Origin of the sequence: Moraxella sp. DOX410 (genome assembly GCF_032248735.1) — a bacterium.
Lineage (GTDB): Bacteria > Pseudomonadota > Gammaproteobacteria > Pseudomonadales > Moraxellaceae > Faucicola > Faucicola tetraodonis.
Genome location: NZ_CP135138.1, coordinates 1,112,141 through 1,127,255, shown reverse-complemented (window position 1 = coordinate 1,127,255; position 15,115 = coordinate 1,112,141). Strand labels below are relative to the sequence as shown.

Genomic DNA, 15,115 nt, shown 5'->3' with positions numbered 1-15,115 from the left:
GAATAAAAAACCAGAGCCGAACTCTGGTTTTGTGAGCTTAACACAGCGAACTATTTTGCCGCAGGTGCCGATGCTATGGTGCTCGTTGGGCTGGCTAGCTGATCAAAGACACCCCCATCTTTGAAGTATTTGGTCATGATATCCGTCCAGCTGCCAAATTCGGCATTAGGACTAAAGGTGGTAAGCGCGGGTAATTTATCTTGATTTTTAGCCAGTACCGCAGTGTCGCTTGGGCGCAGGTATAAATCTGCCGCCAATTGCTGGGCAGGCTCGCTCCATAAATAATCAAGATACGCTTTCGCTGCGTCGTTGGTGCCTTTTTTATCGGTCACTGATTTGACAATCGCCACGGGGTTTTCTGCTGATATGGTGTAGCTTGGATAAACAATTTGCACATCGCCTTTACCAAACTGTTTAACCGCTAGGTTGGCTTCGTTTTCAAAGGTGACTAACACATCGCCAATTTGACGTTGTAAGAACGTGGTAGTCGCCGCACGCCCACCATTTTCATACACCGGTACGTTTTTGAGCAACGCTTTGACAAAGTTTTTGGTTTTACTTTCATCTTTATTAAAACTATGTAAGCCGTAGCCATACGCACCTAAGAAAGCATAACGCCCATTACCCGTGGTTTTTGGATTGGCAAGTACGATTTGTACGCCTGGTTTTGCCAAATCAGACCAGTCTTTGATTTGTTTTGGGTTGTCTTTACGCACCAAAAACACGATGGCACTGGTATAGGGTACTGCTTTGTTTGGGAATTGGCTTTGCCAATCTTGTGCCACCAAGCCTTTTTTCACTAACAGCTCTACATCTGAGCCTTGATTCATACTGACCACGTCTGCTTGCAGACCATTGGCAACTGCGAGCGCTTGTTTACTAGAGCCGCCATGCGATTGCTGGATATCAACGGTTTTGCCGCTATTTTTGGCTTCGTAGTCTTTGATAAACAGGGGATTGTAGCTTTTATAAAAGTCACGCGCGACGTCATAAGAGACATTGAGCAGTTTAATACCACCTTTATCGCTCACGCCTGCATTTGATTGCGTGGCGGCTTGACCTGAAGCGGCTTGTTGGTCTTGCTGGGTGGGCGCACGTGAACAGCCCGCTAGGCTCACGCCTAATAACGCTAGACTTGATAGCACGGCTACGGTTTTGTGTTGAACCTTAGTTTTTTTTTGAAAATTAACAGTCATCATGGTCACCCCTCATCTCAATGTATAAAAATCAATATATAATGTTAAATGTTTAATTCATTCCTACTATTTTACAAAAAAAGCGTCGTCAAGCAAAAACAATATTATTCCTTATCCATATTCCACTTATGAATATTACATCATAAAATATAATGTAATAGTTAAAATTAACGGTTTAACAGGCTGAATCACACCTAAATCACAAATGTCACGTTGTCAGTTTTATCATTTTCGCCTACAATTTTATTTTTAGTTAACAAGAATTCGCCATGGCAAAAGCTTCCAAAACCGTTATCAAATCAATTGAAGATCAGCTCGCACGACTGGATTTGCAAACCACCTCATTAAACCAGGCTGATGACGTATTTTTGGCGCTGCTTGACGATAGTGAGCCTGATCATAAAGCAACTGCAAAGCGTGGCAGTGTTGATAACTTAAGCGTTGATAACTTAAACGATTATGACTTTAGCGAACAATTAGCCATTCAAGATCGCGATAGCCAACTGCAACAGGCGTTAAGCGATACTGTATTGTCACTGAGCGATTATCTATCCGCTGTGCAGCTGGTGATTAGTGAAACGTTTGCCCATACCGTTTGGGTAAAAGCTGAAATTCGTAGTCTGTCAGCCAAAGGCGGTCACTATTATTTTGAATTGGCGGATAAAGATATGGATGGCAAAGTCACTGCCAGCTGCCGCGGCACGCTATGGCGCGGTCAAGCAGCCAAAGTACTGTCAAAGTTTGAAAAAAACACTGGCATGAGCCTTGAGCGAGGCTTGAATGTATTGCTCAAAGTCTCAGCCACGTTCCATGCCCAATATGGCTTTTCTTTAAACATCGTCGATATCGACCCCACTTACACACTGGGCGATTTGGCAAAGCAATACCAAATGATTTTAACCAGACTGCATGAAGAAGGGCTGCTCGATCTCAATCAATCGCTCCCGATGCCGTTTGATATTGAGCATGTGCTCGTCATCGCGCCTGAAAAAGCCGCAGGGTTGGGCGATTTTCGCGCGGATGCCGATAGACTTGCCAGCACAGGGGCTTGTATTTTTCATTATGAGCACGCCACCTTTCAAGGCAATCACGCCCCTGAAGATATCCGCCAAGCCATCATTAAAGGCATGAAAAATCTGAGCAAGCAGCATATTACCGCAGATTTAATAGTGATTATCCGAGGTGGTGGCGCGGTGGGCGATTTGGCGTATCTCAATGATTACGAACTTGCCGCGCTGGTAGCGGAGCAGCCGATACCGGTCTGGGTCGGCATTGGTCATGAGCGCGACCGCGTCATGCTAGATGAAGTAGCACATCAAAGTTTTGATACCCCATCCAAGGTTATCGCAGGCATTCGCAATCATTTACTCACTATTACCCAGAGCGCCAAACAACATTTTTTAACCATCGAGCAAATTGCTAAATCCAGCATCTTGCAGGCACGCCGTGATAGCGAACAACAACTTACTAAGATACAATCGGCAGCGCAGCGACAATTATCTGCCGCTAAACTTGCCATGGACAACCAATTTGTACAGATTCGCCAACTTGCCTATCAGCAAATCACCACGGCTCGTCAATCGACCGATCGACTGCGTGAGATGACATTGTTACAGCACCCGTCAACCGTATTAACCCGTGGCTATGCGATTATCAGAACCTCCCATCCTGCCTCAAAAGATTCAGCATCAAATACGGTGATGACTTCGATTGCCCAAGCTGAACCCAATTCAACCATAACCATTGAGCTACATGATGGCTATCTACAAGCCACTGTCAATGTCAAACACCCTAAAAACTGACCTATCTATCAACAGGAACAACCATGACCGAGCCAACTGATTTTAAAAGCGCGTATGAGGTGTTAAAAACAAATGCACAGCTGTTGCAAAATAGCCAAGAGCCCAATATTGACGCGCTGATGACCATTGTAGCGGAGTCCATTGACGCCTATAAAGTATGCCAAGCGCGGATTGATGCCGTTGAAGCCTCGCTTAATCAAGCATTTGAAACAGACTAAGTTTCAATCAAGCAGAAAAGCAGAATAAAAAAGCCACTATCGAAGGATAATGGCTTTTTTATGTTGGGCATTTAAATTTCTACTTTGGCGCCCATTTCTACCACATTGTTACTAGGAAGTTTTAGAAATTCAGCCGCGGTGCCGGCATTACGGTGCATATGGGCAAACAATTTTTCACGCCATAATGCCATACCTTTGATGCTCTCAGATGCCACCACTGCCTCATGGGATAAGAAATAACTGACCTTGGCAGGATCGAAATCAAAGTTAAATTGCTGAATGTGTTTGAGCGAATCTGGCACATCAGGGTCATTTTTAAAGCCAAAATTGAGTACCACCTTCCAGCAATTGTGTCCCAAATAGGTCACTTCACTACGTTTACTAAGACCCACCCAAGGGGTTTCTAAGGTATTAACGGTGACAAAGATATTGTACTCATGCAAGCATTTATTGTGCTTTAAGTTTTGTTTCAACGCCACGGGCACGATATCGACTTCAGAGACCATAAATACAGCAATGCCTTTGATTTTTTTGATATTTTCAAAGAGCACTTGGCAACGCTGATTGATTAAGATTTTCTCTTGCAGTAACGCTTGCTGATTTTGCAGCTCTTGGATATTCTCAAGTGGCGCGTTTTCAATATCTTGGGTCAGCTTTTCTAATTTGCCTTGCGTCGACTCCAGGGCTATTTGTAAGCGTTTATTGGTAAAACTACCAAACAAGTCATCCAAGAAATTTTTTAAGTTAATTTGTCTTGTGGTATGGGCAATTCTCACCAAGTTACGCCCATCTCGCCAAGTCATCATGAGCACAAACATGACGCCCCCTAACAACAACGGGAACCAGCCGCCTTTGAGGAGCTTCAGCAGATTCGACGCCCAAAACAAGAAATCCACCACAAAGAATAATGAGGTCGCGGCAATACACAGTAGCAAAGGATATTTCCACGCATAGCGAATCACAAAGAAGGTCAATATCGTGGTAATCAGCATATCCGTACAAACCGCAATACCATAAGCGGCCGCTAACGCACCCGATGATTTGAACATCACCACAGCAAACGCAATTGCGATAAACAAGCCCCAGTTAATCGCTGGAATATAAATCTGACCCACTTCTTTGACATTGGTATACACAATACGCATACGCGGTAAAAAGCCCAATTGCACCGCTTGTTTGGTGATACTAAACGCCCCAGAAATCAGCGCTTGTGACGCAATCACTGTCGCTAAAGTTGCCATCACCACCATCGGGATACGCATGGCATCTGGAATCATCAAAAAGAAGGGATTGGATTTGCCATCGGGATTGGCGAGTAAAAATGCGCCTTGACCAAAATAATTGAGCAGCAAGGCGGGCATGACAATGGAAAACCACGCGATACGAATCGGTTTTTTGCCAAAATGCCCCATATCGGCATACAAGGCTTCACCGCCTGTCACACACAACACAACTGCCCCCAATATGATAAAGGCGAGTGTCGGATTGGTCATCACAAACTGATAAGCATAGATGGGATTGATGGCTTGTAATATTTCGACATTGTGCTGAATATGATAAACCCCAATGCCAGCAATCAACAAAAACCATAGCACCATCACAGGTCCAAACAGCTTGCCGATACCTTTGGTACCAAATTTTTGCACAAAAAATAACAGGAACAAAATGGTCAGCGTGGCAGGAATTACCACACTATGCAGCCGTGGCGATACCACCGTCAAACCTTCTACTGCCGACAGCACTGAGATGGATGGGGTAATCACCCCATCGCCATAAAACAAGCAAGTACCAAATATCCCCATGGTCATGATGATTGCGTGCAATTTTGGGCGATGTTTCACCGCGCTTGATGCCAAAGCGAGCATCGCAATCAGACCACCTTCCCCTTTATTGTCGGCGCGTAGCACCAACGAGATGTACTTGAGACTGACGATGATGGTGATAGTCCATACAAATAATGACAGCACCCCATAGATATTGGCAACATTAAAGGCGACATGACCAGAATTAAAAACTTCTTTTACTGAATACAGTACACTGGTACCGATATCGCCATAAACGACCCCGATTGCCCCTAATGTCAGTGCAGGAACCGAGGTTTTAGCATGTGCTTTACTCATAAATTAACGACGCAATTTGATAAGATGGATTATTATAAGTCGAATTATAAAATTGCGGTTAAATTATATTTTGTAACCAAAGTTATCTATGTACTTGACGATAGTAACATTTTATCAGCGTCAATTTGTGCACAGTAGCTTAAACCCTTATTTTTAATGATGAAACGGCGGTTTGGCAAGCCAAATCATACCAATCAATAATAAGAACACCAAGCCAAACAGATAAAAGACCTCATTCGAGCCAATAATCAGTGCCTGTTGGTTAATATTTTGGTTGATGAGTGCCAGCGTTTGCTCATAACTCATGCCAGACGCTTGCAGGCTTTTTGACCACGCATCAAAATTGGAATTTTGGGTGATACTTTCGGTCAAATAAGTATGCGCATGATTGCTGCGTCTTTCCCAAACAGTCATCACCATTGAAGCGCCAATCCCGCCCGCCAAGGTTCTCACAAAGGTAAAAATCCCTGTCGCTGCCGCCATTTTATCATGCGAAATGTTGGAGAGTGCAATGGTGGTTAGTGGCATAAAAAACATGGCAGTACCCAGTCCTTGTATAAACTGCGGCCAAAACACATCCCAAAACGTCATCTGCGGATTAAAATCGCTGCGCCATACGAAGGTGGCACAATAAATTAAAAAACTTAACGTCACCAAGATGCGCATATCGATGTTTCGCGCGTATTTACCGATTAAGGGCGTCAACAATACCGGGAAAATACCAATCGGTGCCGCTGCCAAACCTGCCCAAACCGCAGTATAGCCCATGGTTTGCTGCAGCATGACGGGCAGTAGCACAATGGCGCCCATATATAGCAAAAATGCCAAGCTAATCACCAATGTGCCAATGGTAAAATTGCGGTCTTGAAAAATCGACAAATCAATAATCGGATGTTCCTCACCGCGCTCCCAAATTATCAAATAACTCAAACATAAAACGCTAATGACGGCTAAAGCAATGATTTCAGGGGACGCAAACCAATCGAGCTCACGCCCACGATCCAAGAAAAACTGCAGTGCACCTATCCCGACAATCATCAAAACAAGGCCTACTTTATCAATATCGGTCTTGATGACAGGCGTTTCGCGGTTTTTAAGTTGTTGCCAGGCCAAAATGATGGCGACAATACCAATCGGAATATTGATAAAAAATATCCAGCCCCAGTGATAATTATCGCAGATATAGCCGCCCAAAATCGGACCTAATATCGGCGCGGTGACGACCACCATAGCAAATAATCCAAGCGCCATCGCCCGTTTTTCAAGCGCAAAAGACTGTAATAATAGGCTTTGTGCCAGTGGAATCATCGGGCCTGCCACTGCGCCTTGCGCTACCCTGGCAATAATCAGCATCGTCAAACTATGTGAAACCCCACATAGCCATGAACAAAACACAAATAAACTTGCCGACACCAAAAACACTTTGACAGAGCCATACTGACGAGCCAACCACCCTGTGAGGGGAATAGAGATCGCGTTGGAAACAGCAAACATGGTAATCACCCATGTACCTTGCGAGGTCGCCGCACCCAAATCCCCTGCAATGGTCGGTAATGCCACATTGGCAATGGTCGAATCAAGCACCATCATAAACACCGCCATCGATAGCGCAAATGTCACAATCGCAAGCGGCATCCCTGATAAAGGCGCGGGCTGATCGCCTTGTGGCTGACTACGGGCTTGATTATCAGCCGCTGGCTGCTCGGTATCCATAGTGGGTGAAATTGCTTCCGCCATTTTTCACCTCATGATTGGTTTTGCTGGATGATTTGTTGGATAATTTTGGTCGCGCCTGACATATCGACTTGCGGCTGCAGCTGCGCAACAGGTTTGTTGCTAGCGGTCGCGGTAGCCACCTGCGGTTTGCCTTGTTGGTCTCGGCTATCCAGCTCGGCATGCATACTTAGCCCCACGCGTAGCGGATGCTGTTGTAATTCTTTGCTATCGAGTGCAATTCGTACAGGCAGACGCTGGGTGACTTTAATCCAGTTACCGGTGGCGTTTTGGGCAGGCAAAACCGAGAAAGCACTGCCTGTTCCTGCTGATAAGCCAATCACTTTGCCATGATAAACAACCTCTTTACCATAGATATCTGATGTTAAATTCACCGCTTGACCTAGGTGAATGTCTTTAATTTGGCTTTCTTTAAAATTGGCATCGACCCACAAATCATGTAGCGGCACAATCACCATCAAAGGCGTGCCTGCGCTGATTTTTTGACCTAATTGCACACCGCGTTTGGCAATTTGCCCATCGATGGGTGCCACGATTTGGGTACGGTTGAGATTGAGCCAAGCGGTTTGGATATTCGCCATCGCGGTTTGTACCGCAGGTTGTGACAGTACATCATTTTTACCCAAATTGGCCACTGTCACATTGCGCTGCGCTTGGGCAGTCACAACGGCAGAGCGAGCGGTGGCTTGCTTGGCAACTGCCGCATCAAGCTGAGCTTGGGCTTTTTTGACAGTGTCGGCAGCATGCTGGACTTCTTCTTGCGATACCGCTTGACTTGCCATCAAGGCAGCGCGGCGTTGATAGTCAGATTGTGCGGCAAGCAGCGCAATCTTGGCAGATTCAATTTGCGATTGCACTTCATTCATCGCAGTTTGGGCTTGCGAGATATTGACATCAGCTTGTTGAATGCTGGCGGTTTGGGTTTTATACTGTCTGATTGCTGTGCGCAATTGTGCTTTGGCGGTTTCAAGGGCTAAGCCATTATCCGCTTGGTCTAACGCTACCAAGGTTTGCCCAGCTTTGACCATATCCGTGTCATTGACCCCAATCGCCGTCACCGTCCCCGATATTTGCGCGTTGATTTGTACTTGGTTGCCGCTCACATAGGCGTCTTCAGTACTGACTTGATAGCGCCATTGGGTAACGTATAACCATAACGTCACCGCAGCAATGGCTAAAACAATCAAGGTAAATACCAATAGGTTTTTTTTACGTTTGGATTTGGCAGGTAGTTGGGTTGTGCTATGCGTAGGTGTCGGTGCGGGTTCGGGGCTATCATCAACCCCAGTCGACATGGTTTCAGCCATTTTTTCATCCTTATCGCTAAACTTAAGTTGCAAAATCTAAAAAATCCGACGGCTATCAGACGGATTTATGCTAGAAAATAGCTCGATTATGTAATTTAATATGCTTAATGGGTGGCAATATAAAACTATCCTAAACAGCCTTCAAGCATCAAATAAAACATAAATGTTGCATAAGGATACAGTTAGGTAGATAATGTTGTTTATTGTAAAAATTTTGCGCGATTCGTGCGATTGCTAAAATTTAAAAGGGTAAGACATAAAGCGTAAGATAAAGAGCGTAAGGATACTAAAAAGCGATGAACGAAAATGATTTACGGGTCATTAAGACTGAACAACATATCGAGCAAGCTTTCCTCGCATTACTGCAGCAGAAACCTTACCGCGCCATCACTGTCCAAGATATTTTAGATACTGCATCGATCAACCGCTCAACCTTTTATCGTCATTACGCCAGTAAAGAGGCGCTGGCAGAGAAAATGGTGAGTAATTTTCGCCAAGTGTATGAGAAGTTTTTAACCGAACGCTTTAGTGTCGCCAGTCAAGAGAATTTATTAAGGTGTTTGGAACAATTTTGGGCGTTTATACATGCGCAAAAACAGCGCATACTCGCTCTTTGGCAAATCAAAACCCCCAATATTCATTTATATGATGACATGTATGCGTTAATCAAACAAAATTATATTGAGCATGCCAAGCGCCACGAACGCCCAGGCGACTTGGATTTTCAAGGGCATACGTATGCAGGGATTATATTAAACAATTTAAGTTACTGCCTGCAGCAGGACCAGCAAATGTCACTCGAGGATATTCGTAGCAATATACAACTGATGATGCAGACAGTGTCTATACAGTAATCTCTTATGGCAATAATCGTATTTAGGATTTTTTACCGACTAAATCAATCACCCAAAGCTCCGCTTGCGAGCCTAGCCGAAACGGCACACCCCAAAAACCATACCCCGAGCTTACAATCACATCGGTATTGTTGATACGCTCATAGCCGTAACCCAAACGATTTAAGAATTTGACAATAAAATTGGCAGGAAATATCTGCCCATTATGGGTATGTCCCGACACTTGCAAATCAATCGGTAATTGTACGTTTTGTTCAATCTCATTGGGCTCATGGTCAAGTAAAATTATCGGCTTATCCGTGTTTGACGGCATTAAATCCTTGGTCGCTTTACGATAAGTGGCATGATTATCCAGTCGTCCTACCAACCAAAGCTGGTTATCAACCAACACTTTATCATCTGCCAATAAGGTGATATCGGCTTTTTGGATCGCATCGCGAATCTCGCCTTCATGCCCATACATATCATGATTACCTAGCGTGGCATACGCGCCCATTGGCACTGCACTTGCTAGTTGCTGCAGCGCGGGCTGCATATTTTGCGAGGTATAATAGTCAACATTATCATCCATGATATCGCCAGGCATCAACAGCAGTTGCACGTTCTGTGCTTTTACCATATCGGTTAATCGGTTAATTTGCCGCTCACCGACCATTAGACCCAAATGCAAGTCTGAAACCATCCCAATCCGAATAGGTTTAGCAAGTGGCTGATTAGCAGTCAAGCTGATATGACGAATAGTGGGTGTATAAGCATTATAAATACTCATCAACACCATGCCAAAAAACACCAGCGGCAACAAAATGCGTTCTCCGTAACTTTGATAACTCACGGAATTAAAAAATTGCGGGGCAACTTTCATCAACACCAGATTGATAATGCCCACCGCCACCATCGACATGATGACAAACCACAAAATAGTCAGCCAAGTCATAGACAGCTTGAGCCCAAAGCTTGTCAATCGTGCGATGCCAAATACCAATAACGCATTACTCATCACAAATAGACTAATCATCAAATAGCGAGAAGACCGATCGGATAACCAAGACCCCGCCCACCACTGCAGCCCTCGACCCGCCCCATAAGTAAACAATTCAAACAACAATACAATGACGGTCAGAAATATCCAACGCATACCAGCCCCAAATTTTTTATCATAAGTAAAGGTTATATAAAGAATGTTTTTGAATTTACAATGTCGCTTTATATATTCTTTATCTATTAAAGCCAATCAGTGAATTTGAAAAAATCAATTAATATAATTTGCGCATTAAAAAACCCAACTTACGAGAATAAGTTGGGTTTTTTAGATATCGGCTCATCCGATAACGGTATTGTGGCAGGTTTATTGATTTTTAACAAGCAATAAATTTGCTATAATAACGCTTTTGGCACTTTTAAAAATTATGAATTATTCAACTGCTGTTAATTTATCTGATATTGCGAGCCCTGCCCAAACCCGTGTCATTGTAGGGATGTCAGGGGGCGTTGATTCTTCTGTCACCGCCGTTTTGCTCAAACAAGCGGGCTTTGATGTTGAAGGCTTGTTTATGAAAAACTGGGAAGAAGATGACGGTACCGAATATTGTACCGCCATGACTGACCTTGCTGATGCGCAAGCGGTCGCTGATAAAATCGGCATTAAACTGCATACTGCCAACTTTGCCATGGAATATTGGGATCGCGTATTTGAGCATTTTTTGGCGGAATATAGCGCTGGTCGCACCCCAAATCCTGATATTTTATGCAACAAAGAAGTCAAGTTTAAAGCCTTTTTGGATTATGCGCTAACCTTGGGGGCGGACTATATTGCCACCGGTCACTATGCGCGCCGCGGTTTTAGCGATGAAACTGGCAAAGCGCCACTACTGCGCGGACTTGATAACAATAAAGACCAAAGCTACTTTCTGCACGCGGTGGCAGGCGATAAAATCGCCAAAACCTTGTTCCCTGTGGGTGCGTTAGAAAAACCTGAAGTACGCCGTATTGCCGAGCAATATGATTTAGCGACAGCGAAGAAAAAAGACTCTACCGGCATTTGTTTTATCGGCGAGCGACGCTTTAAAGACTTTTTACAGCAGTATTTGCCCGCTCAAAAAGGCGATATCTATACCGATGATGGCAAAAAAATCGGCACCCACGATGGCTTAATGTATTACACGCTTGGTCAACGTGGCGGTATTGGTATTGGTGGGGTCAAAGATAGAGATGAGGCGCCTTGGTTTGTGTTGCACAAAGACTTGGATAATAATCGCCTGATTGTCGGTCAAGGGCATGACCATCCGATGCTACAATCCACCGAATTGACTGCTTATAAGCTTGACTGGGTGGTTGATGCGCCCGCCCAACTGTTTACTGCCCAAGGTTATCGCTGTACCGCCAAAACGCGCTATCGTCAGCCCGATCAAGCCTGTACAGTTTTTGCCCTTGATGAAACGGGCGACACTATAAAAGTGGTGTTTGACGAGCCACAGCGTGCGGTGACGCCCGGTCAGTCTTGTGTGTTTTATCAAGATGACATCTGTTTAGGCGGTGGCGTGATTGAAACCATCGATGCCCCTACTAGCCTAGCTGAAGTTTAAAGTTTAAAGTTTAAAGTTTAATACACAGTAAGATACAAACAGCGCAAATTGATACCATTTGCGCTTTTTTTATACCCTGTTGATTAAGAAAAGTTTGTAGCTAAGCGTTTGTTCCACCCTGCTTTTTTTCGTAGGTAGCCGATTCCCCAGCAGCTTAAATAAATCACAAATGAAATGGTAGTGATATAAGGTGAAATCGGCAGTCCAGGTCCTAACGACAGTAATATCCCGCCGACCCCAGCGATGATGGCAAACAGCATGGACAATAAATAGACATAGATAGGTCTAGCCGTCACTTGACTCGCCGCTGCGGCAGGCGTGATGAGTAACGATAATAGCAGCAAGGCACCGACAAACTGCACACTTACCGCCACCACAAGGCTCAGTGCAAACATAAATAGCAAAGATAAAAATGTTAAATTCAAATGCTGCGCTTGGGCAACTTGCGGATCAACTGCGGCAAATAACATGCGCTGACCAAATATGGCAATGATTGACAGTACAATCACCGCAACCACTAACATCGACTGCAATTCAGCGGGCGTGATTGCAACAATTTGCCCGGTAAGCAAGCCAAATTTATTGGAGGAGCGCCCTTGATACAAGGATAAAAACAACACCCCCAGCCCAAGCCCGAATGGCAACAAAATACCCACTACTGAGTTGCGGTTTTTGCCATCAATCCCCATGACTCCCAGCACCAAGCCAGCCGTCACTGCTCCAATGACGGCGCCTAGCGTCACTGAAGACCCTAACCATAAAGCACATGCCGCCCCTGCAAACGACAGCTCTGCTGTCCCATGCACGGCAAACGCCATATCCCGTGCCTGTACCATCGGTCCAATGAATCCCGCCATCACACCCAACAATACCGCGGCCACGATGGACGTTGATACCAAGGGCAACAGCTCAGCAAAGTTATCAAAATTGATGATGGTATGTAGCCAAGTCGTGAGCAGCATGTAAATTCCAAAAGTTAAAAAACCATCGAATGTGATGGCTTGTTTTTGATTGAAGCAAATAAATTAGCGAAATCGATTGATTAAGTCGATACCACCGAGGTTGGCAGTCGCATTTTCAAGGCACAGCACTTTATCTACCAAAGGTATAATCGGCTCGAGTTCATGGCTAATCATCAAAATCGCGGTATGATGTGCTTGTTTGCGATGGGCTAAAATATCACTGACCACATACTGGCTTGCCACATCAAGGCTCAGCAGCGGCTCATCCATCAACAAAACATCAGGCTCAGCGACCAAGGCTTGGGCGATACGCATGCGCTGCTGCTCACCACCCGACAGCATGGTAAGTGGCGCATCACAAAATGACTCACCACCGACTTCCGCAATGGCTTTATCCACCAAATATTTTTTTTGTTTTGCTGTCTGCCAAAAACCGCCCAAGGTTTTTTTGGGGCTAAACAGACCAAACAGATAATTTTCCCCATCCAGCCCTAGCTGCACCAAGTCCCTACCCCGAATCGGTAGTTTTGGCGCAAAGTCTTTGAGCTGAGGCACATAGCCCACTCGAATATCTTTGCCAAGCGTGATTGAACCGCTTGATAGTGGCACAAGTTTGAGTAAACTTCGCAGCAATGTCGTCTTGCCTGTCCCGTTGGCGCCGAGCAAAGCCACAAATTCACCCGATAAAATCGAAAAATTGACATCCTGCCAGAGCAGACGTTGTCCAAAGTGCATACTGCCATCCTTGACTTGCAAAACGACTTGCTGTGATTGGGGCAGTTTGACAAACGATTGGCAATGAATAGCCTGCGCAAACTGCCGCTCGCTATTGGCTATTTTGGTGGTTGACATGGGCATGGTGGCTACTTCTTCATCCTAACTGCAAGATTAACGACAAGGATGGTTGATTGGCAATATCACATTGCAAAAAATCTAGGCTAAAAATTAAGCATTATAAGCGATAACTAGCCAATACTATACCAATTAACGCAAATTTTCACCCAAATGCGTTAATGGGTAATCTAAAATTTTTAGGCTAGTTAAAATTAGCGCGTCGCGGCCGCAAAATCATCCAGGGTTTTTTCAATAAATTGCGTATAGCTTGTCACGCCATCGGGGAAGGTTTCATAGACCGCCACAACCGGGACTGTTGATGCCTTCGCCAATGTGATTAGTTGCTTTGAGGTGGCATCCTCGGTTTGGGCATTGACAACCAACAAACCCACTTGTTTATTGCTCAGCAGGCTTTTGCTGTCATTGAGTACTTTGACCGATACCCCCGCATCCGTCTCTGATTGCACAGCATAGGCTTTTGGCGTCACATCCTTGATGCCCATATCTGCTAGCAAATACCCGATGACGGGCTCAGTAGCAAAGGCAGTGATGGCTTTTCGCTGTCCGATTTGTTGGGCTTTGACTTTGAGCGCATCAATTTGCTGGATAAAGTGTTGGGTATTTTTTGCATAAATTGCTTGATTGGCAGGTGATGTTGCAGCCAATTGCTTGTTGACCGCTTCAGCCACTTTTTTTGCTGTATCAAGGGAGAAAAACACGTGCTCATTGAAGTCACCGTGCGAGTGACTATGTACTTCGCTGTGCACTTCACTGGGCCCCTCACTGAGCACGTGAGGATGATCTGATGGTTGCGGATAAGCGGTCTTTATTTCGTGTTGAGTGTCGTGTTGGTGTTGTTCACCGGCAGACTCATCTGCCGCATTGTCCGTGTTAGGCGACAGTCCTGAAAGTGCTACGGCATTAATCACTACAGGTTTATGACTCACCGACTCAGCTAAGCTCATACCCCAATTATCATACCCGCCACCGTTGACCAGCATGACAGCGGACTTAGTAATATTAAGCTTGTCGGTCGCTGTGGCTTGATAATCATGCGGATCTTGTGATAAATCATCGACCCCCACAATCACATTGACTTTATCCCCCCCGACCGCTTTAGCCACCGAACCCCACACATTGGTAGTGGCATAAACGGTGGGTAATTGGGTATCAATAACGGGGTTTGATGAGACTGTTGTAGCTGAGCTATTTGATGCGGATTGATTTGAGGCTGATTGCGTTGAAGGGGATTGATTATCAGTTTGCTTTTGGCAGCCTGTTAATCCCCCCAATAGGCTCATCGTTAATGTTACCCCTGCAATCGTGGGGGTTTTTAGTAGCCTTAATAGTAAAGGTCGGCTAAAAAAAGCATATTTGTTAATCAATGCGTTTATCATGCTGGGTCGTCAAATCAAGTATTGAAAATGTTATATTATAACATTTTAATGGTGTTCTCAAGGTAGCTCAAGGATTTATGCTGGCTTGGATTTCATCTATAGCACCTTT

Annotated in this window: 12 protein-coding genes; 4 read left to right on the top strand and 8 right to left on the bottom strand. The window is 44.9% G+C overall.

Features of this window, described 5'->3' with window-relative positions:
* Nucleotides 1–50: 50 nt before the first annotated feature.
* Nucleotides 51–1,199 carry a sulfate ABC transporter substrate-binding protein gene (locus tag RNZ41_RS05040; protein ID WP_409950708.1) on the bottom strand — a complete coding sequence of 383 codons (1,149 nt, stop codon included), beginning with the start codon at nucleotides 1,197–1,199 and terminating at the stop codon, nucleotides 51–53.
* A 266-nt stretch (nucleotides 1,200–1,465) separates the two neighbouring features.
* On the opposite strand from RNZ41_RS05040, the gene xseA reads away from it, so the two are divergent.
* Together xseA and xseB are read left to right on the top strand one after the other, a co-directional pair.
* Entirely contained in the window at nucleotides 1,466–2,998 is a 1,533-nt protein-coding gene (gene xseA, locus RNZ41_RS05035) for an exodeoxyribonuclease VII large subunit (RefSeq protein WP_314027759.1), read from the top strand.
* A 23-nt stretch (nucleotides 2,999–3,021) separates the two neighbouring features.
* Entirely contained in the window at nucleotides 3,022–3,216 is a 195-nt protein-coding gene (xseB, locus tag RNZ41_RS05030; protein WP_312275573.1) for an exodeoxyribonuclease VII small subunit, read from the top strand.
* A gap of 71 nt (nucleotides 3,217–3,287) precedes the next feature.
* Here the strand turns inward: xseB and RNZ41_RS05025 are convergent, their stop codons facing one another.
* The 3 genes from RNZ41_RS05025 to RNZ41_RS05015 all read right to left on the bottom strand — a co-directional run bounded on the left by RNZ41_RS05025 (nucleotide 3,288) and on the right by RNZ41_RS05015 (nucleotide 8,377).
* Entirely contained in the window at nucleotides 3,288–5,336 is a 2,049-nt protein-coding gene (locus tag RNZ41_RS05025) for a potassium transporter Kup (protein WP_313421275.1), read from the bottom strand.
* A 153-nt stretch (nucleotides 5,337–5,489) separates the two neighbouring features.
* The gene (locus RNZ41_RS05020) at nucleotides 5,490–7,073 is read right to left on the bottom strand and encodes a DHA2 family efflux MFS transporter permease subunit (protein WP_314027758.1); all 1,584 of its coding nucleotides are present in this window, start codon (nucleotides 7,071–7,073) and stop codon (nucleotides 5,490–5,492) included.
* Nucleotides 7,074–7,081: 8 nt separating this feature from the next.
* The gene (locus tag RNZ41_RS05015) at nucleotides 7,082–8,377 is read right to left on the bottom strand and encodes an HlyD/EmrA/EmrK family protein (protein WP_007115347.1); all 1,296 of its coding nucleotides are present in this window, start codon (nucleotides 8,375–8,377) and stop codon (nucleotides 7,082–7,084) included.
* 296 nt (nucleotides 8,378–8,673) lie between these two features.
* Between RNZ41_RS05015 and RNZ41_RS05010 the strand changes: the two genes are divergently transcribed.
* On the top strand, nucleotides 8,674–9,231 hold the full coding sequence (locus tag RNZ41_RS05010; protein WP_007115348.1) for a TetR/AcrR family transcriptional regulator: 558 nt from the start codon (nucleotides 8,674–8,676) through the stop codon (nucleotides 9,229–9,231).
* A 22-nt stretch (nucleotides 9,232–9,253) separates the two neighbouring features.
* Here the strand turns inward: RNZ41_RS05010 and RNZ41_RS05005 are convergent, their stop codons facing one another.
* Nucleotides 9,254–10,366: a metallophosphoesterase gene (locus RNZ41_RS05005; RefSeq protein ID WP_007115349.1), complete on the bottom strand. Its 1,113-nt coding sequence runs from the start codon at nucleotides 10,364–10,366 to the stop codon at nucleotides 9,254–9,256.
* Nucleotides 10,367–10,637: 271 nt separating this feature from the next.
* Here RNZ41_RS05005 and mnmA point away from each other — a divergent pair, with 271 nt between their 5' ends.
* Nucleotides 10,638–11,813, top strand: a complete 1,176-nt coding sequence (gene mnmA, locus RNZ41_RS05000) for a tRNA 2-thiouridine(34) synthase MnmA (protein ID WP_007115350.1) — start codon at nucleotides 10,638–10,640, stop codon at nucleotides 11,811–11,813.
* An 83-nt stretch (nucleotides 11,814–11,896) separates the two neighbouring features.
* Here the strand turns inward: mnmA and RNZ41_RS04995 are convergent, their stop codons facing one another.
* From RNZ41_RS04995 to RNZ41_RS04985, 3 genes are all read right to left on the bottom strand, one after another.
* Nucleotides 11,897–12,775, bottom strand: coding sequence for a metal ABC transporter permease (locus RNZ41_RS04995; RefSeq protein WP_314027757.1), 879 nt, complete (start codon nucleotides 12,773–12,775; stop codon nucleotides 11,897–11,899).
* 63 nt (nucleotides 12,776–12,838) lie between these two features.
* The gene (locus tag RNZ41_RS04990) at nucleotides 12,839–13,633 is read right to left on the bottom strand and encodes a metal ABC transporter ATP-binding protein (RefSeq protein WP_314027756.1); all 795 of its coding nucleotides are present in this window, start codon (nucleotides 13,631–13,633) and stop codon (nucleotides 12,839–12,841) included.
* A 188-nt stretch (nucleotides 13,634–13,821) separates the two neighbouring features.
* Nucleotides 13,822–15,006: a metal ABC transporter solute-binding protein, Zn/Mn family gene (locus RNZ41_RS04985; protein ID WP_314027755.1), complete on the bottom strand. Its 1,185-nt coding sequence runs from the start codon at nucleotides 15,004–15,006 to the stop codon at nucleotides 13,822–13,824.
* Between the last annotated feature and the right edge of the window lie 109 nt (nucleotides 15,007–15,115).

What these genes read in the sequence shown, in the direction of transcription:
- RNZ41_RS04990 (WP_314027756.1), bottom strand. Translation starts at nt 13,633, where the DNA reads ATGCCCATGTCAACCACCAAAATAGCCAATAGCGAGCGGCAGTTTGCG.
- RNZ41_RS05005 (WP_007115349.1), bottom strand. Translation starts at nt 10,366, where the DNA reads ATGCGTTGGATATTTCTGACCGTCATTGTATTGTTGTTTGAATTGTTT.
- RNZ41_RS04995 (WP_314027757.1), bottom strand. Translation starts at nt 12,775, where the DNA reads ATGCTGCTCACGACTTGGCTACATACCATCATCAATTTTGATAACTTT.
- RNZ41_RS05025 (WP_313421275.1), bottom strand. Translation starts at nt 5,336, where the DNA reads ATGAGTAAAGCACATGCTAAAACCTCGGTTCCTGCACTGACATTAGGG.
- mnmA (WP_007115350.1), top strand. Translation starts at nt 10,638, where the DNA reads ATGAATTATTCAACTGCTGTTAATTTATCTGATATTGCGAGCCCTGCC.
- RNZ41_RS04985 (WP_314027755.1), bottom strand. Translation starts at nt 15,006, where the DNA reads ATGATAAACGCATTGATTAACAAATATGCTTTTTTTAGCCGACCTTTA.
- RNZ41_RS05020 (WP_314027758.1), bottom strand. Translation starts at nt 7,073, where the DNA reads ATGGCGGAAGCAATTTCACCCACTATGGATACCGAGCAGCCAGCGGCT.
- RNZ41_RS05040 (WP_409950708.1), bottom strand. Translation starts at nt 1,199, where the DNA reads ATGATGACTGTTAATTTTCAAAAAAAAACTAAGGTTCAACACAAAACC.
- RNZ41_RS05010 (WP_007115348.1), top strand. Translation starts at nt 8,674, where the DNA reads ATGAACGAAAATGATTTACGGGTCATTAAGACTGAACAACATATCGAG.
- RNZ41_RS05015 (WP_007115347.1), bottom strand. Translation starts at nt 8,377, where the DNA reads ATGGCTGAAACCATGTCGACTGGGGTTGATGATAGCCCCGAACCCGCA.
- xseB (WP_312275573.1), top strand. Translation starts at nt 3,022, where the DNA reads ATGACCGAGCCAACTGATTTTAAAAGCGCGTATGAGGTGTTAAAAACA.
- xseA (WP_314027759.1), top strand. Translation starts at nt 1,466, where the DNA reads ATGGCAAAAGCTTCCAAAACCGTTATCAAATCAATTGAAGATCAGCTC.